General features: G+C 55.3%; 16 protein-coding genes. 4 read left to right on the forward strand and 12 right to left on the reverse strand.

The features are described 5' to 3' along the window. Positions 1-674 precede the first annotated feature (674 nt). The gene (gene polA / locus AC3Y2E_RS07090; protein WP_379208591.1) at positions 675-3,317 is read right to left on the reverse strand and encodes a DNA polymerase I; all 2,643 of its coding nucleotides are present in this window, start codon (positions 3,315-3,317) and stop codon (positions 675-677) included. A gap of 266 nt (positions 3,318-3,583) precedes the next feature. On the opposite strand from polA, the gene AC3Y2E_RS07095 reads away from it, so the two are divergent. Further along, complete coding sequence (locus AC3Y2E_RS07095) at positions 3,584-4,339, forward strand: HAD family hydrolase (protein WP_379208593.1); 756 nt, start codon at positions 3,584-3,586, stop codon at positions 4,337-4,339. Positions 4,340-4,504: 165 nt separating this feature from the next. On the opposite strand, the gene AC3Y2E_RS07100 is transcribed toward AC3Y2E_RS07095, so the two are convergent. The 6 genes from AC3Y2E_RS07100 to AC3Y2E_RS07125 all read right to left on the reverse strand — a co-directional run bounded on the left by AC3Y2E_RS07100 (position 4,505) and on the right by AC3Y2E_RS07125 (position 11,316). Next, a complete protein-coding gene (locus AC3Y2E_RS07100; protein ID WP_379208595.1) occupies positions 4,505-6,730 on the reverse strand; it encodes a GGDEF domain-containing protein in 2,226 nt (741 codons plus the stop codon). Positions 6,731-6,979: 249 nt separating this feature from the next. Next, complete coding sequence (gene phoU / locus AC3Y2E_RS07105) at positions 6,980-7,639, reverse strand: phosphate signaling complex protein PhoU (RefSeq protein ID WP_379208931.1); 660 nt, start codon at positions 7,637-7,639, stop codon at positions 6,980-6,982. Between the two features lie 22 nt (positions 7,640-7,661). Then, complete coding sequence (gene pstB, locus AC3Y2E_RS07110) at positions 7,662-8,414, reverse strand: phosphate ABC transporter ATP-binding protein PstB (protein WP_379208597.1); 753 nt, start codon at positions 8,412-8,414, stop codon at positions 7,662-7,664. A 14-nt stretch (positions 8,415-8,428) separates the two neighbouring features. Next, positions 8,429-9,295, reverse strand: coding sequence for a phosphate ABC transporter permease PstA (gene pstA, locus AC3Y2E_RS07115; RefSeq protein ID WP_379208600.1), 867 nt, complete (start codon positions 9,293-9,295; stop codon positions 8,429-8,431). Further along, positions 9,295-10,221 (reverse strand): phosphate ABC transporter permease subunit PstC, encoded by a 927-nt coding sequence (gene pstC, locus AC3Y2E_RS07120; protein ID WP_379208602.1) that lies wholly within the window; start codon positions 10,219-10,221, stop codon positions 9,295-9,297. The genes pstA and pstC overlap by 1 nt, the downstream gene beginning before the upstream one ends. Before the next feature lie 105 nt (positions 10,222-10,326). Next, a complete protein-coding gene (locus tag AC3Y2E_RS07125; protein ID WP_379208605.1) occupies positions 10,327-11,316 on the reverse strand; it encodes a PstS family phosphate ABC transporter substrate-binding protein in 990 nt (329 codons plus the stop codon). A 266-nt stretch (positions 11,317-11,582) separates the two neighbouring features. Here AC3Y2E_RS07125 and AC3Y2E_RS07130 point away from each other — a divergent pair, with 266 nt between their 5' ends. Next, positions 11,583-13,364: a methyl-accepting chemotaxis protein gene (locus AC3Y2E_RS07130; RefSeq protein ID WP_379208607.1), complete on the forward strand. Its 1,782-nt coding sequence runs from the start codon at positions 11,583-11,585 to the stop codon at positions 13,362-13,364. Positions 13,365-13,366: 2 nt separating this feature from the next. Here AC3Y2E_RS07130 and AC3Y2E_RS07135 read toward each other — a convergent pair whose 3' ends face one another. Together AC3Y2E_RS07135 and AC3Y2E_RS07140 are read right to left on the reverse strand one after the other, a co-directional pair. Continuing rightward, positions 13,367-15,913 carry a PAS domain S-box protein gene (locus tag AC3Y2E_RS07135; RefSeq protein ID WP_379208609.1) on the reverse strand — a complete coding sequence of 849 codons (2,547 nt, stop codon included), beginning with the start codon at positions 15,911-15,913 and terminating at the stop codon, positions 13,367-13,369. A gap of 351 nt (positions 15,914-16,264) precedes the next feature. Then, a complete protein-coding gene (locus AC3Y2E_RS07140) occupies positions 16,265-17,149 on the reverse strand; it encodes an SDR family oxidoreductase (RefSeq protein ID WP_379208611.1) in 885 nt (294 codons plus the stop codon). Positions 17,150-17,484: 335 nt separating this feature from the next. On the opposite strand from AC3Y2E_RS07140, the gene AC3Y2E_RS07145 reads away from it, so the two are divergent. Continuing rightward, positions 17,485-18,444, forward strand: coding sequence for a helix-turn-helix transcriptional regulator (locus AC3Y2E_RS07145; RefSeq protein ID WP_379208614.1), 960 nt, complete (start codon positions 17,485-17,487; stop codon positions 18,442-18,444). A gap of 838 nt (positions 18,445-19,282) precedes the next feature. On the opposite strand, the gene AC3Y2E_RS07150 is transcribed toward AC3Y2E_RS07145, so the two are convergent. Next, the gene (locus AC3Y2E_RS07150) at positions 19,283-20,221 is read right to left on the reverse strand and encodes a hypothetical protein (protein WP_190929442.1); all 939 of its coding nucleotides are present in this window, start codon (positions 20,219-20,221) and stop codon (positions 19,283-19,285) included. A gap of 194 nt (positions 20,222-20,415) precedes the next feature. Here AC3Y2E_RS07150 and AC3Y2E_RS07155 point away from each other — a divergent pair, with 194 nt between their 5' ends. Beyond that, positions 20,416-20,568, forward strand: a complete 153-nt coding sequence (locus AC3Y2E_RS07155) for a hypothetical protein (RefSeq protein WP_379208617.1) — start codon at positions 20,416-20,418, stop codon at positions 20,566-20,568. Between the two features lie 56 nt (positions 20,569-20,624). Here the strand turns inward: AC3Y2E_RS07155 and AC3Y2E_RS07160 are convergent, their stop codons facing one another. Next, on the reverse strand, positions 20,625-21,344 hold the full coding sequence (locus AC3Y2E_RS07160) for a DUF421 domain-containing protein (RefSeq protein ID WP_379208620.1): 720 nt from the start codon (positions 21,342-21,344) through the stop codon (positions 20,625-20,627). A gap of 182 nt (positions 21,345-21,526) precedes the next feature. Next, complete coding sequence (locus AC3Y2E_RS07165) at positions 21,527-22,000, reverse strand: ferritin-like domain-containing protein (protein ID WP_190929440.1); 474 nt, start codon at positions 21,998-22,000, stop codon at positions 21,527-21,529. Position 22,001 lies beyond the last annotated feature (1 nt).

A 22,001-nucleotide genomic window follows, 5' to 3' on the forward strand; every position in this document is an offset into this window, starting at 1 on the left:
GTGTTTTTGGGTTCTTGGGTTCTTGGGTTCTTGGGTTCTTGGGTTCTTGGGTTCTTGAGTTCTTGGTTTTTGTGTTTCGCTTTTGTGTTCAATTTCGTGCCCATGTCGATTGCCGGGTGTCCCAGTTCGAGTCGCGTGTCCTCAATAAAAGCGGTTGGGACTCTTGTTTTGGGCATTTCATGGTGACTTCGACTAATAAGAGCGGTTTGTACGTCTTATTTTCGGCTACTTAACCCGATTATTGGCACAGAGGTTAAAATAAGAGCCTCAAACCGCTCTTATTCTCGCTCATTCGCGCAATCTGACCAAAATAAGAGCTGCTATCAGCTCTTATTTGACAGATACGTTTGTTATCAGGCCGATACGCCGGTTCTAATACCTAAACGCTACGGTAGTGCAACCGGTTGAACCGTTATTTTGGAGATCCTGTCCGCACATCGCACTCGCATAAGCCAGCCAACCAGCCAACCTGCCGCCTACTTCGAGGCTGTCGATTTAAATGTGTAGAAGTGTTAATTGGCCGTTCCAAGTGAAAAGTTGCCTTCTTCTGCTCAGACAGGTTGTCCGGAATCCCTTGATTTTAAAGGATTTTAAAGTTTGGGGTTCCAGACAAAACTCGCCAGAAGGCAATCTTTTCCTTTCCACTAGGTTGTTCATAATGAATCGACAGCCGCTTACTTCGCCTCATACCAATTGTCGCCGTAGTTGACATCGACCTTCAGCGGCACGTCAAGCGCCAGCGCGCTCTCCATCACTTCCGGCACGAGCCGCTTCATCAGCTCCAGCTCGTCCTGCGAGACTTCGAATACAAGTTCGTCATGCACCTGCAGCAGCATCCGGCTGCGCACCTTCTCCTTCGCCATCCGCTCGGCGAGCTGTACCATCGCCAGCTTGATAATATCCGCGGCGGAGCCTTGGATCGGCGAGTTCATCGCAGTCCGCTCGGCGAACGAGCGCAAGTTGAAGTTGGAGGCGTTAATCTCCGGCAAATACCGGCGGCGCTGCAGCAGCGTCGTCACGTAACCGTTCGTGCGCGCCTGCCGGACGATATCGTCCATATAGTGGCGGACGCCCTGGAAGACAGCGAAATATTGCTCGATGAACTGGGCCGCTTCCTTCCGCGTAATGTTCAGGTTCTGGGACAAGCCGTAATCGCTGATGCCATATACAATGCCGAAGTTGACGGCTTTCGCCTGACGGCGCATATTGGCGTCCACGTCCGCTTCGGACACGCCGAAGACGTCCATGGCCGTTTTCGTATGAACGTCCATATCGTTGCGGAACGCTTCCTTCAGCTTCTCGTCCCCCGATATGTGAGCCAGCACCCGCAGCTCGATCTGCGAATAGTCGGCGGCCAGGATCAGCCAGTCCGGCTCGCTGGCGACGAACACTTTGCGGATTTTCCGGCCTTCTTCAAGCCGGACCGGAATATTTTGCAAATTCGGGAACTGGCTGCTGAGCCGTCCCGTCGCTGCGATCGTTTGCTGGTAATAGGTGTGGACCTTGCCCGTCTCCCCGCGGATTTCCTTAAGCAGCCCCTCGACATACGTCGATTGGAGCTTCGCGAGCTGACGGTAGATCAAGATGCTGCTTACCACCTCGTTGTAAGGAGCGAGCTTCTCCAGCACCTCGGCATCGGTCGAGTAGCCGGTTTTCGTCTTCTTGACGACCGGAAGGCCTAGTTTGTCGAACAGGATTTCACCGAGCTGCTTCGGCGAGTTCAGGTTGAACTCGCTTCCCGCAGCCTTGTAGATGCCGTCCACGAGCTTCTCGATCGTCTGGCCGAGCTCGCCGCCAAGCTGCTTCAAGCCGTCGGCGTTAGCCCGGATTCCCTGCTTCTCCATCGAAGCGAGCACGCGGGCCAGCGGGAATTCGAGCTCATAGTACAGCCGGTGCATCTCGTTGTTGTCCAGCTCGTCCTGCAGCACGGGAACGAGCCTCCGAAGCAGATCCGCTTTGCGGGCCAGATGCTTGCTCAGCACGTCCGCTTCCGGCACTTTGAACTTCGCGCCTTTGCCGTACACGTTCTCATCCAGCGCTATGACAGGCAGCTTGTACCGCCCAGCCAGTTCGCTCAGCGTATGCGTCGACTCCGTTGGATCGAGCAGATAAGCCGCGATCAGCACGTCAAACGACACTCCGCGCAGCGGAACGCCTTTCCAGTGCAGCCCCACTTCCGTACGGTGCATATCGTAGACGATCTTCGGGGCATTGTCGTCGGCCAGCCAGTCCCGGAGCCGTCCGGCTTCCGGAATATGAAGCAGCTCGGCGGGAACGAACCGGTTTGCCCCTTCGGCCGTGCTGAAGACAAGTCCGATGATCTCGGATACGTGCGGGTTTTCACCGATCACCTCGATATGAACCGCAGTCACGCCCGTGAACGCATCGGTCAGAGCGGCCAAGCTTTCCCGGGCGACAATCTCGACCTCGATCGAGGTTTCTACGGCAGGCTCTCCTCCCGACAAATCCATCTTCTCGAGGAGCGACTTGAACTCCAGCTTGCGAAACATCGCGCCGAGCGTCGGCCCTTCGTAGCCATTGTACGACAGCTCGTCCAGCTGCAATTCCATCGGAACCTCGCGGAAGATCGTCGCGAGCTCTTTGGACATTCTGGCATCGTCGGCGTGCTGCTTAATTTTTTCCTGCATTTTGCCGGTAATCTCATCGGCCTTGGCCAGCACTTCCTCGACGGAGCCGTACTGGTGAAGCAGCTTGAGCGCCGTCTTCTCGCCTACGCCCGGAATGCCCGGTATATTATCGGATGCGTCGCCCATCAAGCCTTTCAAATCAATAATCTGCTTCGGCACGAGCCCGTATTTGTCTTGAATCGCCTGAGGCGTGTACAAGTCGACTTCGCTGATCCCTTTGCGCGTCAGCGCGATCGTCACTCGGTCCGACGCCAGCTGCAGCATGTCTTTATCGCCCGATACGACAATCACGTCGAGGCCTCGCTCGTCCGCCATCCTCGTCATTGTACCGATAATGTCGTCCGCCTCATAGCCGGCCAGCTCGTACTGGTTGATCGAGAACGACTGGATCAGTTCTTTAATAAGCGGGAACTGCTCGGACAGCTCCGGAGGCGTTTTCTCGCGCCCGCCTTTATATTCTTTATATCCTTCGTGCCGGAACGTCGCTTTGCCGGCATCGAACGCCACGAGGAAATGCGTCGGTTTCTGCTCTTCGATCAATTTCAGGAGCATCGTCGTGAAGCCGAATACGGCATTCGTGTGAAGTCCGCTCGAGTTGCTAAGCAGCGGGAGTGCAAAAAAAGCACGGTAGGCGATGCTGTTGCCGTCAATCAAGATCAATTTTTCCATAACACACACCCCATTCCATAAGAGAGGTTGTTCAAAAAGTCCACTGCTGAAAACCGGACTTTTTGAACTTGCTCTAAGAGAAACTTCGGATCGGAGCCTGCCAGGCCCCTTGAAGAAATCCTCCCTTCATCATAGCATATCGACCGGCACATATGAACTGCCGCACTTGCATAGTTATGGGAAGAGGAGCGCCCGCCGCCGCAATCGGCAGGCTTCGCTCAGGCGGTTAATACACCGCTTCGAGAATACGGTTAGGAGGCGGGGGGATGAAACGCCAATGGAATCCGCAGACGGCAAAAATCGTATTTTTCGATATGAACAATACGTTAATCGATCCGAAATCTTCATTTGATTCATGCTTTCTGAGCGTACTGGTCGATTTTACCGGAAGATGGGATCATAGCGAGGGTGATTGGAACCCTCAGCGCGTGCTGGACACATACCGCTCGGCATGGACCAAGAAGGCCAAGCTGCTGGCTCGCAAGCCCCGGGAGCTGGAGGAGGCGAAAAAGCAGTGTCTGGAGGCTGCGCTCCACCGGTATCCGTTCCAGGTGAACGATGCGTTCGTCAGCTCTTTTTTCCGGGAGATGAAACGTCAGGTGCGCGCTCACGCCGTTCCGTTCCCCGATGCGGGAGGCACGCTCGCGGCGCTGTCCGAGACGCATACGATCGGCATCATTACGAACGGAAGCAAGGAGCATCAGCGCAAAGTAATCGCCAGGCTGAACTGGTCGTCCTACATTCGCAGCGAACATTTGATATCCTCGGACCAAGCAGGCAGCCGTAAGCCGGACCCGGCTATTTTTCGCCTTGCCGTCCGCTCCGCCGCCATCCGGCCGCAGGAAGGCGTGATGGTAGGGGATTCGTGGAAAAACGATATCGAGGGAGCGGTGAAAAGCGGCATGAACGCCGTCTGGCTGAACCGGTCCGAAACCAAAAAAAGCTCCCGCCAGGCCGGGAACGTGAACGTTCCGGTCGTCCGGAGCTTAACGGAGCTGAAAGAACGGCTAACCGGTAAATAGCGCGGCCGCTGTCTGACCTTTCTGACCACCGCCAGTCGAATAACAGGAGCCGGCAGCGATGTCAACAGCCTGTCTCTCCCAAGGGAGCCGGTTTTGCGGCTGGAAAGGGGCGGCTGGCAGATTCCATTCCGTTCGTCGACCTTCGAGCCGGTTCTGACGTATGCGCTAACCGGAAACCGTCCGTTGTCCGATCCGCTCTCCGAAATAAATGCTGCCCATATGCGCCTTCGCCCGCTTCTTCAACTTGGCGGCCTCTCTCGATATATATTCGGCGGTTACAGCCGAGCCGCATTCGCAGACGATCAGGGAGAGCGATATGTTGACACGGTCCGTCTGCACGGGCCGGCCTTCGCGGTCGACCGCTTGTCCCGGCATCTCCGGGTCCATAAAGACGACTACCCCGGAATCGAACCTCCGGATAATCTCCTCGCACAGCTTATAAGGCGAATCCGTCCGCGACAGCACGATGAAATCGTCTCCGCCGATATGTCCGACGAAATCATCCGGAAGCCCGCATAGCCCGGAAGCCTCCTGCAAGACGTCCGCCGTGAACTGGATCAGCTCGTCCCCTTTTTGAAAGCCGTACCGGTCGTTATACCACTTGAAAAAATCGAGGTCGGCGTAGATGACGGAAAAACGGCGGGATTCGATAATCCGCTTGCCCAGCTCACGCTGAATCTGCAGGTTGCCGGGAAGTCCGGTCAGCGGGTTGGCGATCCGCGCCTGCTCGATGCGCACCTTCGTAATCGACTCCAATATGGAACGGATCGAAGCCGTCCCGAGGAAAGCGCCTTCGCAAGTAATGACGACATAATCGTACAAGTTGTTCGTTTCCCGCGCAGTCGACATTTGCGATACTTGATCGAGCGGAACGAGCTCGTCGACGATGAGCGGGTTGCAGTCCATCAGTTTGCTGATCGGGCGGTTCCAGTAGAGCGGGATGCCGTATTGCCCGGCCAACTGCTGGAACAGCTTCTCCCGCATGACCAGCCCGACCGGCGCTCCGCCCTGGACAACGACGGCGCATAACTCGTTCTCGTACTCCCTGAAATAACGCGCCACTTCGGAGATATGAGTGCCCGGATCGAACGTGCGCACCTGAGAGGCGATCGTGCCGATCGTCATGAAGCTGTGCATGCTCCCGCGGCGTGTCCGCATATCCGCCATCTGCCGGGCGAGGTTGTCGTCGATGCCCGCCATTTCGCTCGAAGGACGTGCGAGCAGATACCCTTGTCCGAAATGGATGCCCATTTGCATTAGCTTGAACAGCTCGTCCGGCAACTCGATGCCTTCGGCGATAATCCGGATGTTCATTTTCTCCGCGAAGGCGACGAACGTCTCGAGCATATGCTCCTTGATCTTGTCTTTATGGATATTGTGGATCAGCGAACGGTCCACCTTGATATAATCCGGCTGAAGCTCGGCGATCGCCTGCAGCGACGAGTAGCCGGCCCCCGCATCGTCGATGGCGATCTGGTAGCCTTGGCTCCGGTAATGCTGCAATATTTTTTTGGCTGTGGAAAAATCTTCGATCGAGCACCGCTCGGTAATCTCGAAGACGACATTGTGCGGCGCCAGTCCCATCTTCTCCAGCAGCCCGAGCGTCCGTCCCGGGGTAAAATCGGGATCGTGAATCACGTCGGCCGGGATATTGATGAACAGGCGCTGGTCGCTCTCGAGCCCCGTGCAGCCGGCGATCGCTTTCTCCCGGGCGAGACGGTCGAGCGAATAAAGCAGTCCTTCGTCCTCGGCAAATGCAAACAGTTCCCGCGGGGACTGAAAGTCGGTGCCCTTCGGTCCCCGGACCAGCGCTTCGTAGCCGAAAACGTCTCCGCCCGCAAGCGATACGATCGGCTGATACACCGCTTGGATGGAACGCTCCTGCAAAATGGCGAGAAACCGTTCGGTCCGCCGAACCCGGTGGCCGGACTCCGAATCGCCGGCGCTTTGCGCTTCGCGGATCGCCCGTTTGACTGCATCGTAGATCGTATCGGACGGTTGCTGATGAGCGGACGGTACGAGCGGCGCACAGCCCAGCCGAATCGCAAGTCCTTCCAGCCGAAGCTCTTCGGTCAGATGGCGCTTCAGCCTCATTCTCAGCTGCATGCTCATCCTGAACAGCTGCAGTTCGGCGTCCGGAGCGGCCGAATTCAGCTCGGCATAGAAAAAGAAATCGTCCCCAGCCGTATGGAGCGAGAACAAGGACGGCCACTCCATACGAAGCTGGCCGAACAGAAGCTCGACGGAGCCGCGCACCCGCTCGCCGGGCCATCGCCCCTTATCGTTCGAAAGCTCCGGCATCCAGCCTATCTCCATGTATATCAAACCGACAGCCCGGCCTTTCAGCCGGTCCGCTATCAATCCGGTTTCTTCCCCGCCAAGTCCAAGCATCGAATCCCCCGCCCGCAACTTCTGTGTCTATATAAGTTGAACTACTGATAAGACCATTCCATTCCGAAAAAAATTGCTTGAAGCTTCAAACATCTTGTTCGGAGTGTCTTGGTTTAATTGGCCTTCGGGTTGTTGACACTCCAAGCCAAAACTCGCTTTCAAGCTAATTTCTTTTCTCCATTGCATTGAGCATTATCATGAAGATGTTTTGGTTCAACTTATATAGATCCGTACGGCGCCGTTCCGGACTCAAGCGTTCAGATCCGGACGTTTGCCCTTCACCAGATAAACGACGCTTTCCCCGATATTCGTTGCATGATCGGCCATCCGCTCCAAATAACGGCTGACGAAACAGAGCAGCTGCGACTGATTGATCGTACGCGGATTTTCCACCATATAACTGAACAGCTCGCGCAAAATCTGGCTGTGCAGTTGATCGACGTCGTCGTCCATCTTGGCCATCCGGTAAGCGAGATCGACGTTTTCGTTCACGTAAGCTTCGATGCTGTCGCGAGTCATCACCTGGACGATTTCCGCCATCCGGGGGATGTCGACCAGCGGCTTGATGAGCGGCTCCTCGCCGATCCGCAGCGTAACTTTGGCGATATCGACGGCAAGGTCGGCCATCCGCTCCAGATCGCCGGCCATTTTGAAAGCGATCAAGATGCGGCGCAAATCTTTGGCTACCGGCTGCTGGGTCGCGATCAGCCGCGTGCCGGCCTCGTCGATGCTCTCCTCAATCGCGTTTACGGCGGCATCCTGGGCGATCACGCTGCGCGCCAGCTCCAGATTGCCTTCCTTCAAGGAGCGGACCGACGATAGAATCGCCTGTTCCACCATGTTCCCCATCTCAATGAGCTGCTTGCGCAAATCGCCCAGCGAAGAATCGAAATTTTGCCGTTTCGTCATCATAACTGCAAATTCCCCCCGATTAACCGAATCTACCGGTTATATAATCTTCCGTGCGCTGATCCTCCGGGTTGGAGAACAGCTTGACCGTATCGGCGAACTCGATCACTTCGCCGTTCAGGAAAAAAGCGGTCTGGTTCGAGACGCGCGCGGCCTGCTGCATGTTGTGGGTTACGATGATGATCGTATAGGTTTCTTTCAGCTCCTGGATCAGCTCTTCGATCTTAAGCGTGGAGATCGGGTCCAGCGCCGAGGTCGGTTCGTCCATCAGCAAAATTTGCGGGTTAACCGCCAGCGCCCTGGCGATGCACAGCCGCTGCTGTTGGCCGCCGGACAGGCCGTAGGCCGATTTCTTCATATAATCTTTCACTTCTTCCCACAAAGCCGCGGAGCGCAAGCTTTTCTCGACAATATCGTCAAGCTCCTGCTTGTTCGAAATGCCGTGAATGCGCGGTCCGTAAGCCACATTGTCATAGATCGACTTCGGGAACGGGTTCGGCTGCTGGAACACCATGCCGACATTTTTGCGCAGCGTCTCTACGTTCACGTCCTTGTCGTAAATATTCGTGCCGTTGATCGATACGGCGCCTTCGATCCGGACGCCCTTGGTCATATCGTTCATCCGGTTCAGCGTGCGAAGCAGCGTAGATTTGCCGCAGCCTGACGGACCGATAAATGCCGTAATCGAGCCGGCCTCGACCGCCATGTTTACTTTTTTGAGAGCATGGAATTCGGTATAGTACAAGTCTAAATTGTGAATATCTACGATAGCCATATCGCGACCCCCCGTCACTTTTTCTGGAATTTTCCACGCAGGTAGATCGCCAGTGCGTTCATGCCGAGTAGTGCGATCAGCAGAACGATAATACCGGCGGCTGCAACATTTTGGAACTCGGCCTTCGGCAAGCTCGCCCAGCCGTATATTTGAATCGGCATAACGGTAAACTGACTGAAGAAGCTTTCCGGTGTAAAGGCGATGTAGCCGACCGCTCCGATAACGATCAGCGGCGCCGTCTCCCCGATCGCCCGGGACATCGACAAGATCGTACCGGTCAGAATACCCGGGAAGGCGGACGGCAGCACGACGCGCAGCACGGTCTGCCAGCGGTTCGCACCCATCGCGAACGAAGCATGGCGAAGCGACATCGGGACTGCTTTGATCGCCTCCTGGGAAGCGACGATAATGATCGGAAGGACGAGCAGCGTCATCGTCAGGCCGCCGGATAAGATGCTGTTGCCAAATCCGAACAGGCGGACGAATATCGTCAAGCCAAGCAAGCCGAAGACGATCGACGGCACGCCGGCGAGATTTGAGATGTTGGTCTGGATAACCCGGCTTAGCCTCGTATCCTTGGCGTATTCTTCCAGGTAAATCGCCGTCGCGACCCCGATGATAAACGTCAGCGGAGCCGTAATGGACATCATCCACAGCGTACCGAATATGGCCGCTTTGAATCCGGCATTTTCCGGAATCCGCGATGAGAAGTTGGTTAGGAAATCCCAATTCAGCCAGCCGATTCCTTGACTTAACACTTGTATCAGCAATAACGCGAGCGCAACGACGCCAAAACAGGTCGACATCAAAAACAGAGTCTGGAATATTTTGTTTTTGCGCTTTCGCTTGGCCAGGTTGCGATCCTCGGGAAAAGCGTTCATCAATATTCCTCCCTGAATTTTCTGGCGATATAACCCGCGATAATATTCATTCCGAGCGTAAGGGCAAACAGCGTGATGCCCACCGCATAAATCGTCAAATATTCAACCGAGCCGTATGTCGTATCCCCGGAGCTTACCGACACGATATAAGCGGTCAGCGTCTCGATGCTCTTGAGCGGGTTAAATGACATGTTCGGCAAAGCGCCGGCAGCCAGTGTGACGATCATCGTTTCGCCGATCGCTCTGGACAGTCCGAGCACGCACGAAGCGACAATACCGGAGAAAGCAGCCGGGACGACAATTTTCGTCGATACTTCCAGCTTGGTGGAGCCGAGCGCATACGCGGCATTTCTTAGAGACTGGGGTACGGCCGCCATGGCGTCTTCACTGAGCGAGGAAATCATCGGAACGATCATAATGCCGACGACGATTCCTGCGCTTAGCGCATTAAACATATCGGTTTGCGGCAGCAAATAACGGATGATCGGCGTGACGAACGTCAGCGCGAAAAAACCGTACACAATCGTAGGAACGCCGGCCAAAATCTCCAGCACCGGCTTCAAGAAGGAGCGAACCTTCTGCGGCGCATATTCGCTTAGATAGATGGCGCTGCCGATTCCGATCGGCAAAGCGACGATACTCGCGATAAGAGTAACCATCAAAGAACCGACAATTAACGGCAATACGCCGAATTGCGGATCGTTAAACAGCGGAGTCCATTTCGTGCCCGTGAAAAATTCCCAAATCGGCACTTTGGCAAAAAACTTTCCCGACTCGAGCAGCAAGATCAAAACAATTCCGACCGTCGTCAAAATCGATAGCATGCCAAACAGGAACAGCAGCTTCGGCATAATCGCATCCGACGAAATCAGCTTTTTTTTCATTTTTAAGTTGAGCGGTTTCTCCATACTCTGCATGCTCAGCATATTACGCCCCCTACTGAAAGTGGCTTGTCGAACACGGCAATACCGCGGCAGTGCCACGGCATTGCCTGCCATGAGTAGCCACGGTATAACCGGCTTTGATTCAACTTATTTCACGTGCGCGAGGTTTTCGTCATACAGCTTTTGCGTCAGTTTTACGTAACCGACCGATTCCACCAGCTTTTTGCCGTCTTCGCTCATGTAGTACTTGATGAATTCTTTTACTTCCGGACGGTCCAGCGCCGATTTCAGCGGGTACATGTAGATTTGACGGGAAAGCGGCTTGTACGTGCCGTCTTCGATCGTTTTTGCCGTAGGCTCGATTGCCGGTGCGTTGTCGTCGACTTTGATCGCGAGCGCCTTGAGCTTGTCCTTGTTCTCGAGGTAGTAGGCGTAACCGAAGTAAGCCATCGCATTTTTGTCGCCCGTTACGCCTTTGACCAATACGTTGTCATCCTCGGAAGGCGTAAAGTCGCTGCGGGATTCCTTCGCTTTGCCGTTGACCGCCTCGGTGAAGTACTCGAACGTACCCGAAGCCGTTCCCGGACCGTACAATTTGATCGGCTGATCCGGCCATCCGGCGCGAACTTCGCTCCACTTCGTAATTTTGCTGTCTTTCTCCCAAATTTTCTTCAGCTCGGCTACGGTAATATCTTTGGCCCAGTCGTTTTGCGAGTTTACGACGACTGTAATTCCGTCGAAGGCTACCGGCATTTTGACGACGTCGTCGCCTTTCGCTTTAATCGCGTCGATTTCTTCCTGTTTCATCAGCTTGGAAGCGTCGGCGATGTCGATTTCTTTATTTAGCAGCTTTTTGATGCCTGCCGAGCTGCCGGCAAAGCCGACGGTTACTTTCACGTCTTTATTTTTCTTCATAAACTCTTCCGCAACAGCCTGAGAGATCGGATATACGGTGGAAGAGCCGTCGATTTTAATTTCACCGCTAAGTTTCGGCGCTTCGGTTTTGGTCGGCGCAGGGGCCGCTCCTCCGCTCGTCTTGTTATCGTCCGCCGGTTTTTGTCCGCATGCCGCCAGAGTCAAAGCCAGTACCGCGGAAGACATCATAATCGTTCCTTTACGCATCGTGTTGCTTAACAACTCGACCACTCCTTCGCTTCGGTTCGTTTTTATGTTGCTTACAAAACTTATTCTAGTGCCGCTATGTTTTCGCAATTTTAATGTTTTGTAAACGGAGTGTTAAATATTTCGACATTTGTTTCAGACCATCGCGGAAATCGTTGCCGCTCCGGCGTTCGACAACATTTACAATCCGTTAACAAAAAACGGGCGGTCCGTTAACGATCCTTTCCTATACTGAGTGTGAACCTGACATTAGAAAGATATGGGAAGGGGAGACCTGCTTGATGCAGCGCACGCCATTTGTAAAGAAGGAGTTTTGGAAGGGGAAACCCCGGGGAGTTACGATGCGCTTTAAGCTCGCCGCGGGCTTTGCCGCGATCGTTCTTGCGCTGACGGGAACCGTCGGATTTCAAACGTATATGCAAGCCGAGATCGAGCGGCAAATCGCCCTGCAGAACGCGGAAACCGAAAAGCAGCTGCTTGCGATGAAGATGAAGCAGGAAGTGCTGGAGCTGGCCTCTTTACACGCGGGGCTCGTCGTCACGAGACAGGAAGACCATGCGGTCTCGTATGAGCAGATCGAGAAATCGTTCGCGGAGCATGTCCAGCAGATCGCCGATACGGCCTCCAGCCCGGAGGAAAGGAAATGGAGCGCCACGCTGGTGACCGTCTCCGGCGAATTCACTTCCACGTTTCATGCCGCTCTGGACACGCTTCGCAGCGCCCCGGCCAGCGAAGCCGGACGCCTGTTGGATCAGCAGTTCTCCTTGTCGCAAGTACATAAAGAATACATTTTCGAGCAAGCCGACTTATTTAATAGAAAGTATACGGAATCGGCCGCAGCCTCGATGCAGCGTTCGGAACAGCTGTCGAAGCAGGTAAAGGCCATTGCGCTATACGTATCCGCAGCGGCCGTTATGCTGGCTCTCCTTGTATCGCTGTACATCATTCGTTCGTTCCAGAAGCCGATCCATAAGATGAAGCAGGCGATGGGATTGATCGGGGAAGGGGATTTGCGGCACCGCATCGGCTCCAGCGCCCACGATGAGCTGGGGCAGCTCAGCCGGGGATTCGACAAGATGATGGATAACGTCAGCACGATGCTGGTCCGCATGCGGGAGATCGGCGTCGAGCTGAACGGCCGCTCGTCCGGATTCAGCCGGTTCGCCCAGACGACCTCGTCCGTCAGCAGCGATGTGCTGAAGGCAATTGGCGAGATCGCGCAAGGGGCGGATCAGCAGGCCTCCCTCGTCGAGCGAAGCGCCCAGCTCGTCTCGGAACTGGGCAGTCAAATCGAGGCGATCTCCCGGTCCGCCGACGAGATGAAACGGTTAAGCGGGCAAACCGGGGAGTATGCAGATCAAGGCGCCGCCAAAGTATCGGAGCTCCAGGATGCGGCGGAGACGGCCGATCGGCTGTTGAGGCAAGCCGATCTGGCAGTCGAGACGTTCGTTGCGGACACGGCCCATATTACGAAAATCGTTCAGGCGATTACGGAGATTGCGAGCCAGACAAACGTTCTGTCGCTGAACGCTTCGATTGAAGCGGCTCGCGCCGGCCAGCACGGCAAAGGGTTTCTCGTCATCGCGGACGAGGTGAGACAGCTGGCCGAGCAGACGAAAACGTCGGCCCAGTCGATCGCGGGGATCGTCGGGTCCTTGCAGCAGCAGATGGCGGAGGTGCGGAGTCAGATGGCGGCAGCCGGGGCGGCGTCGCGGGCGCAATCCGGCAAGGTGGGCGATACGCTGGAATCATTCCGGACGATTCAGCAATCGATCGCCGGCCTGAGCGGTCAGACCGAGCTGATTCACGCGATGGTGGTGCGGGGTGAAGAAGCCAGCGTCAGCCTGATCGGCACGATTCAGCACGTAGCCGCAATCGCGGAGGAGACAGCCGCAGGCGTTCAGGAAGTGAACTCGGCCTCGACCGAGCAGAACGAATCGGTCCGGCAAGTGGCCGAGCAGGCGGGTGCGATGCACGAGCTGGCAGCCGGCCTGTTCGGCGAGATCGGCAAGTTCCGGACGCCTTACGATACGGAGCTTACGGCCAGGAGAGACGGCCCGTAAGCTCAATTCAGCGGGAAGCCGTGTTCCGCCGCAGTCTCGGGAGGACGGACGACCGGCAGCAACACCTGGAACTCCGTTCCTTTTCCGACCTGACTGTACACCCGAACCCGCCCCTCATGATGCTCGATAATATTCATGCTGATCATCAGTCCAAGTCCGGTCCCTTTATCCTTGGTCGTATAAAAAGGCTGGCCGAGCTTGCCCAGTTTGTCTTCGGGGATGCCGATTCCTTCGTCGCGCACGGCAATCAGCAGCTCATCCGCCTCCATCCGCGCCTCCAGAGTAACGGTCCCCCCTTCCGGCATCGCCTCGATCGCATTTTTCACCAGATTGATAAACACCTGCTTGACCTGGTTCTCGTCACAGCTCACGTTCAGTGAGGCCGTATTATAGCGGCGAACGATGACCACATTGCACATGATCGCCTGCGTCTCGAGCAAGGTGGCCACGTGATCGAGCAGCACCGCCATATTCCGCGGCTGGTACAGAATCGCCTGCGGCCTTGAGAGCATGAGCAATTCGCCGGTAATGAGCTCGATCCGGCTAATCTCCGATTGGATCACCTCGTAATAGCTCGGCGCTATCCGTTCCTTCATCAGCTGAATGAATCCTTTGATCGCCGTCAGCGGATTGCGGATCTCATGCGCGATACCGGCGGCGAGCTCTCCCGCTACCGCAAGCTTCTCCGAACGCTGAATCAGCTCTCTCGCCTGCTTCAGCTCCGTCACGTCGCGCATCAGCATGTACCGGGCCGGACTGCCCTCGTACCAGGCGGAGAACGTAATGATATCGATGTCGCGCATCTGTCCATCCGGCCGTTTGAATCGATGCTCGCTCGATTGCAGCGGCAGCTGCTCCTCGCGTTCGGGAGCCTGGATCAGCCGGTCGAGCTCCATGCATTCCGGGCTCAGCTTCTCGAACACGGTTCTGCGCAGCACGTCTTCCTTCCGGCTCCCTCCGAGCATCCGGACCGCCGTATCGTTTGCGTACACGCTCTTGTCCTCCTTGACGACGATCAGCGCATCCGGCAAATTTTCCACCAGCGTCCGGTATTGGGCTTCGCTCTGGAGCAAAGCGTTCTCGTGCCGTTTTCTTTCCGTAATATCCCGAAAGGTGACTACCGCGGCAGCCGAATCCGAACTGGAGCCCATGATCGGACTAACGGTATATTCGACGAAAAAGGAAGTGCCGTCCTTCCTCCACAGCATGTCCTCGGATATGGTATGCGTTCTGGGATCGTCCAGCACGGAATATACCGGACAGTCGTTCTCATCGTAAGGAGAGCCGTCCGGATACGAGTGATGCACATAGCCGTGTGCTTTTCGACCGATCAGCTCTTCCGCCGCAAAACCGGTCATCGCTTCCGCCGCTTTGTTCCAGAACACGGTCCTCCGGTCCATATCGAGACCGTACACGCCGTCCACCATCGTGTTCAAGATCAGCTCGTGCCGCTCGGTCAGTCTTTTGAGCTCTTCTTTCATCTTTTTATCGGCCGTAATGTTTTTGGCGATGACGCATATCCCTTCCCGGACGCCGTCAAAGATCATCGGGATCGAAGACACCCACAGCTCCACCCGTTTCCCGGACTTGGCGACAAGCCCGATTTCCAGCTCATGCCCTTGTCCCGACATCGCTTTAACGAAGCTCTCCTGCGCCTGCTTCCGCTCCTCGGGGGAAATGAACTCGATCAGCTTGCGTCCGGTCAGCTCGGAACGGTCGTACCCTGCGATTTCCGACGCTTTCGGGTTGGAGCGGACGATATCTCCTTCCCGATCGATGAACAGCACCAGATCGGGACTATTCTCGAACAACGAGCTGAACTTCTGCTCCGCCTCCCGCAGACGTTGGTTGACCAGCACCATCATGACGCATATGCCCAAGATGAACAGGGCGGCCATGCCTACAGCGCTTGCAAATAATTGATTGACCGAAATGGACCAAGACTCCATCCCCGGCATCGTCGAGCGAAAGGTCGTTCCGTATATGAAAGTAAAGTGGACGCCAATAATCCCGATCCCCATCAGGAACGAGCAGGCAAGCCGCCAGACGAACCCGTGACGCCTTAGCCGGTAAGCGAGCCATACCGACGAATAAGCGTCCACCGACGCCAGAAGCCAGGCGAAGCCGATCCAGAACGGATCGTATTCGACCTCGGTGTAGACGCGTAACGCCTGCATCCCGATGAACGGGATCGCCATAATTCCGCTGCCGATCAGCAGGCTGCCGGCGATCAGATTGTCCTGACCTGGCGAACTGCCCGAGAATAAACTCATCGCGGCATAGGACGTACAAAAGGAGATGGTGACGGACAAGAAAAAAAACGGAAAGAGCTGATCGGCGGGAAGCGGAAGTCCGTAAGCCGTCAAAGCGATATAATGGACGGCCCATAAACCGATGCTATTCATAAATGCGGAGGTGAAAATACGAAGCTCGTCTTTGCGATACCCGAGCCTGCCGATCAACGTGACGACCGTATAGGAAGATACGACAGCAACCGCAAAAGAAAACAAAATGAGCCAGCCGTTATAGGTTCCCGCTATGATTTCCATCCCCAAGCTCCCTCTTGAAACCGACTGTATGGATACGGTAACAGCGTTTTCATTGTATCAAGGATCGGGCTGGAAAAAAACTCGAAAGATGCCGGTTATGCAAAAAATAATGCGTTTGGCACACATGCCAAAGCCTGTGCGGGAAGGCGTTTGCTTCCTTCTTCCGAAAGGTTGAAGCGAAAGATCGAAGCCAGTGCGGGTCGACCGATCCGCCGTTTACGGTTGCCGGCGGATCGCCGGAAGCAGATCGGGCCGCTGCCCTCAATTAGGCGCCAATCGCGCCTAATTGAAGGCCTAGCGCAATTCGGCCGCAGCGGGCGGCACCATCCCCGGTCTGCTGCAGCCGCCTGTTTATTGGTCCGCAAACGTCTTCTTGTAGTACGCATTCCAGTTCGGCTGCGTGCCGTCCGCGTCCGTAAATCCATACTCCTCCGCCAAATCCCCGGACATGAACGCTTTGCCCGACTTGACGCCAACGTTCGGATCTGCGGCGAGAGCGGCGATCGCTTTGCCGATATACGCAGGCGTCTCCGACTGGGCGAAATGCACGTCCTGTGCGATGGCATCCCGCCAGTTGCTCTCGGAGACGCCGAACAGATCCAGCATTGCTTCTGAGCGTAAAAAGCCGGGCGTCAGCGCGAGCGACGTTACGCCGTAAGGCTGCAAATCGGCCGCCATCGCCTGCGCGAGATGGATCGTGCTGATTTTGGCCAGGCTGTAGTACAAGTTGCCCCGGTACCGGTAGTCGCAGCCGTCGGTAATCTCGACGATCAGTCCTTGTCTGCGGGCAACCATCAAAGGAGCGCCGTAATGGCTCGTAATCAGATGAGTGGTAACCGCGCGCCGCTGCATTAGCAAACCGTCGTCGAGCGAATGGTTCCAGAACGGCGTCTCCCATTGGGTCAAGGAATCGCCTCCCCATATATCGTTAACGAGGATGTCGAGCCGGCCATCCTGCTCGTCCCGGACACGCTCGAACAGCGCCTTCACTTCCGCTTCTACGGTATGGTCGGTGCGTACGGCAATTGCCTGGCCGCCCCTGGCGCGGATAAGCTCCGCCGTCTCTTCGATCGTCTCGGGCCTGCCGGCTGTCGCCGCATGTCCGCGCACACTCCGGCCGGTAACGTAAACGGTCGCGCCCGCTTCTCCCAGCATAACGGAAATGCCTCTCCCGCATCCGCGTGTCCCTCCTGCGACGACGGCCACTTTTCCGGCTAACGGTTTCGTTGATTTCATCCGAATCTCTCCTTTTTCGTTCAGTTCGGGCATTTGGCGGCAACCCGGCGCTTGAGCTTGTGCCGTGTCCCCAGTGCTTGCCGGGACCGTTCGGGCACAGCCCGCTCCGATTCGATGTCGATGTCGGTGCCGTGTCGGTGTCTTCGCCGATACCGGCGACTTCATCGGTACCGATATCTTCTTCCATGCCGGTGTCTTCTTCGTTACCGGCGCCTTCTTCGATGCCGATGTCTTCGCCTATACCGATAAATCCAGTATACTCGTTCATTGTTGACACCTTTTGTCATATTGAAATATAGTGGGGATATTCGATTGAATTTTCGGAGGCGAGACGAATGAGAGCCGATCGGCTGTTATCGATTATGCTGCTGCTTCAGACCTACGGCCGGATAACTACGGCGGAGCTGGCCGACCGCCTGGAAGTATCCGAACGGACGATACATCGCGATATGGAGGCGTTAGGCAGCGCGGGCGTCCCGGTTATGGCGATGCGGGGCACCGGCGGGGGCTGGGAGTTGATGGACGAATACAAGACGAACTTGACCGGGCTGCATGAAGAGGAGATTGCTTCGTTATTCGTAGGCGCTCCGGAACGCGTTCTGCACGATCTCGGGCTGCGCCGGGCGTCGGAGGGCGCGCTGATCAAGCTGCTGGCCGCGCTGCCGAGCGTCGGCCGCCGGACGGCCGAGTTCGTCCGCGAGCGGATTCATATCGATGCGGCGGGCTGGCACGATTCCGGCGAATCGGTCGAACTGCTCCCCTTGCTGCAAGAAGCGGTACTGCGGGAGCGTCAAGTGAAGCTGTCTTACGATAAAGGAAAAGCGGGCGTCTCCGAACGGGTCGTCGACCCGCTCGGACTTGTCATTAAGGGAACCGTCTGGTACCTCGTAGCGGGGGTGCAGGGAGAGCCGCGAACGTACCGCATCGCCCGGATCGTCCAGTGCGAGATGCTGGACGAAGCTTCCGCGCGGCCTCCCGGCTTTCAGCTCGCTTCCTATTGGGAAGCTTCGACCGAGCAGTTCGTCACGACCCTGCCCCGTTTCGAAGCGGCGTTTCGGATCGACGCGGCCTATACCCATCTGACGATGTACTGGAAATATTCCAAAGTGCTGGAACAAGGGACTGCAGGCGAAGACGGACGCGTGCCGTGCCGGATGCGGTTCCAAAGCGAGGAGGAAGCGTGCCGGTTCGCGCTAAGTCTCGGCCCTCACGGAGAGCTGGCCGAACCGGCGGAGCTGCGGACCAAAGTCGCGGAGATGGCGCGGGGCGCGGCGGCTTTGTACGGGGAACCCTAACCTCGCGGCTGGTAATCGCGAGAGGTTCGGGTTGCGAACGACGCATGCGAGAAGCCAGGCTGGGATGGTTTTCAATTTTGTATCAATAGGAACAGGGCGTTTACTTTCCGTGGTTGAACTATTGATAGCGAGGCGTGCTTCTTTTGTCGGTTGACCCGATAAGAGCGGTTCGTATGTCTTATTAAGCAAATTCCGAGTCTAAGCTTGCATTTAGGAGCGGTTTGCACATCTTATTCCAGCATCCCTTCCATAATTTTACCCTTTGAGGGAAATTAAAAGCTCCAAACCGCTCTTATTTCCACAGGAAACCGATTATTCATCAAAATAAGGGATAAGGATGAGGCTGTCGATTCATTGTGGACAACCAAGTGGAAAGGGAAAAGATTACCTTCTGGCGAGTTTTGTCTGGAATCCCCTACCTTACAATCCTTATTCAATCAAGGGATTCCGGACAACCTGTTTGAGCAGAAGAAGGTAACTTTTCACTTGGAACGGCCTGCTAACACTTCTACTCAATGAATCGACAGGCTCAAGGATCGCTCTTATCGAAGTGACGACACACCTGGAAATCGAAATCCCCGGTTAGACACGGATCGGGACTTGATAGACGCTCGGTTAGGTGCCTGAATAGATTAATTAAGTGCTGGGTAGTAACTTGGATCGATACTTGCACTGGAAATCGAATGGGTGCTCCGATAGTAACTTGAATCGGACTTGCACAGGAAATCCAATAGGTACTTGGATACTTACATACTTGCATAGCCCGTTTCTTTTGGCGTTAAGCAAGATACGATCGGCCAGATCCGGCACCAGAAACCATTCACATTCCGGAAGCGATTCAAGCCCCTTCGATCAGCGCCGTCCGGCGAGAGCGCAGCTTTGTCAGTTCGGCTTCCGCTGTCGCCCTTTCGCGCTGCAGATCAGCCACGATGCGGGCCATGTTCTGGCGCACTTTGCGGACCTGCTCCAGCGAGTTCTGAATCCGCCCCTGAACGATCCAGTCCGTAATCAATCCGTCAAAGAAATAATCGGCGAACTCCAAAGAGCCGCTAATCTCGATCCTCATCGCCGAATGCCGCCCCACATCCGCCAGCTCCTTCTCGAACTGACGCATCCGGAGCTGCGCCGAACGAATAATGGAACGGGCATCGTCGATGTGGCCATGCTTGATATACGTGCTGACCGTGCCTCCGCCCAGCATGTCCCACGTTCCCCAGTCTTCGGCTTTGCCCAGACTCCCTTCCGCCTGACGCAGCAGATTCAGCGCCAGCTCTCCGGCGTCGACAGCCTCCCGCAGCTCCACATGGCGTTCCGAAGTAAAGGCCGCTTCTTCGTCCATCCTGGCGATTTGACTTGCCGTCTCGGCCGAATACTGCTGCAGCTTCGATTCCTTCTCCCGCATCAGCGTTTCATATTCTTGCTCGGCTAACCTCACCTCCGCCAGCGCCAGGCCGACCTCGCTTCGTTCTTTTTCCAACTGGGCCAGCTGATCCTTCGCTTCCTGCAACTGCAACGCCGCACGAAGCGCTTCCTGCCGTTCCAGCTCCAACTGCTCCTCCTTGCTGCGCAAAATCGTATGAAATAAACTAGTCAGCGTCAGCTTCGTCAATTGCTCCACATCGCGGTTTTCCTTCTCCAGCTTCAGCTCCAGCCGGGGAATCTGACTTTGCACCTCTCGGATGCGGGCCTGCATATCGGTTAACCGGCGTTCGTACTTCAACTTTTTTTGCCGTTTCTCATTCGCTTCGTCCAGTTTCCGGTTCAACGTTTCCCACACGGGCATTCCCTCCCAGATTCGGTTTCTTCTATTTACGAAAGAAGCCCCGCTATGTTTCAGTCCATACGAAAACAGTTAATCGTCAGGTGCTATGAGTATGAAAGGCGGGTGACCGGGCCTGCTTTCTGGTACCGGAACGAATATCGCCCCTGCTCCCGGGAAAGGCTAACGTTCGAGCAGAAAGGAGGAACACGATGGATAAGCGGGAACAGGCCGTACAGCGAGATGTCGGCGAAGATTTGGAAGCCCACGAACGCCCAGGCTTAAGGCAAGACGACGAACTCGATGAGACCGACACCGAACAGGACGGGAGAATTAATATCGAGCCGGATAGTGCCGCTTTTTAGCCCTCCTATAGCCAAAAACGCCCCTATCCGGTTCCGGAAACAAGGGGCGTTTTGTGTTATGTGTTCAGTTCTTTATCAATTGGCTGTTTTAAGCCGTCCTGGTAAAAATCGAGCATCAGCTTGCCGCTTGTGCTTTTCACCGCATAGAAAACATCCGATATCCGCTTATTCTTATGCTCCAATTCAGACTCCAGCCACTTGCGCGAGACGCCGTGTTCGTTCAGATTCCGTTCGATTAGTTGACCGTCCATAATGAGTTCGATCGGGAAGCTTGTCGGAGCCTTCGGTGTAATATGCAAATCTTTTTTGGTGATGTTCCGATAGTCGTGCTTTTTGAGTACCGACAGCTTGCCGTTATCCTCCAGCACCGCATACTCAACTTCATGGAGATCGAACACATCCTTTTCGCGCAGCGATTGAATAAGCGAATCCAGTGAATATTTCACTTTTTTCATATTGCCCTCTAATAGTTTCCCGCCCTCGATCAGAACCGTCGGTGAGCCTGTGATCCATTTCCGCACTTTTCTGCTTTTGATGGATACTACCGCGATCACAAAGGAAGTCGTCGTAAACACGGCAAGAGAAAGCACCAGATACGAAGACTCGATCTTGGGATTAAACGCCAGATTGGCGGCGATAGCTCCCAAAGTAATACCGGTAACAAAATCGTGAAACGTCATATTGGACAGTACTTGCTTGCCAAGAATACGCGCGATTACGAGCAGCATTATGAACGCAATCATGGTACGAAAAAAAATATGCATATATTCGGCCACGAGCTGATGTCTCCTTGGAATTGGAAGTCGGTTCCTTGGCATAGTATGCTTCCTTTGGACAGTCCTTAACCGGAAATTGCCGGATTAATAAGTCTTTGGCTTGAAGGTGACAGCCTGCCTGCCGGAAGCCGTTAGCCAAAATGTCTGTTGGAGCAGCTCTCGTGACCCGGTCGCAACCCAGGCTAGCTTCCCGATCGGTTTAACGAAATTAAGTAGTTGTACTTGTCCGCATGCTTCATTTCGTCCAATATAATGCCGAAGACGGTATCCTTGTAAATACCGGCAGGCAGGCCGAACCAAATCTTCCGGTATTTTTCGACCGCAGCCAGCTCGCCGTTAAGCGCTCTTTCCAACCCTTCGACATATGATTCAACTTTCATGTAAGCTTCGTTGCTGATACCGGTTACCAGTTGGCCGGTCAGAGCCATGTACATATCCCGGAACATCTGGTTATGTGTCCGTTCGTCGTTGCGGATTCCTTCGATTATCGCCGCTTGCTGCCGATTCGGGGCAAGCTGGATCAGTTCGTCGTAGAACAACTCGTCGTTTCGTTCTCCTTGAACGGCCTCCTTGATCAGGTTCAGCGCCTGCTGCATCGTTGTAGCCCAAACCGGTATGAAATCAGCACGAACCCAATATGGAGATATCCAGTACATG

The organism is Paenibacillus sp. MAH-35 (genome assembly GCF_058135425.1).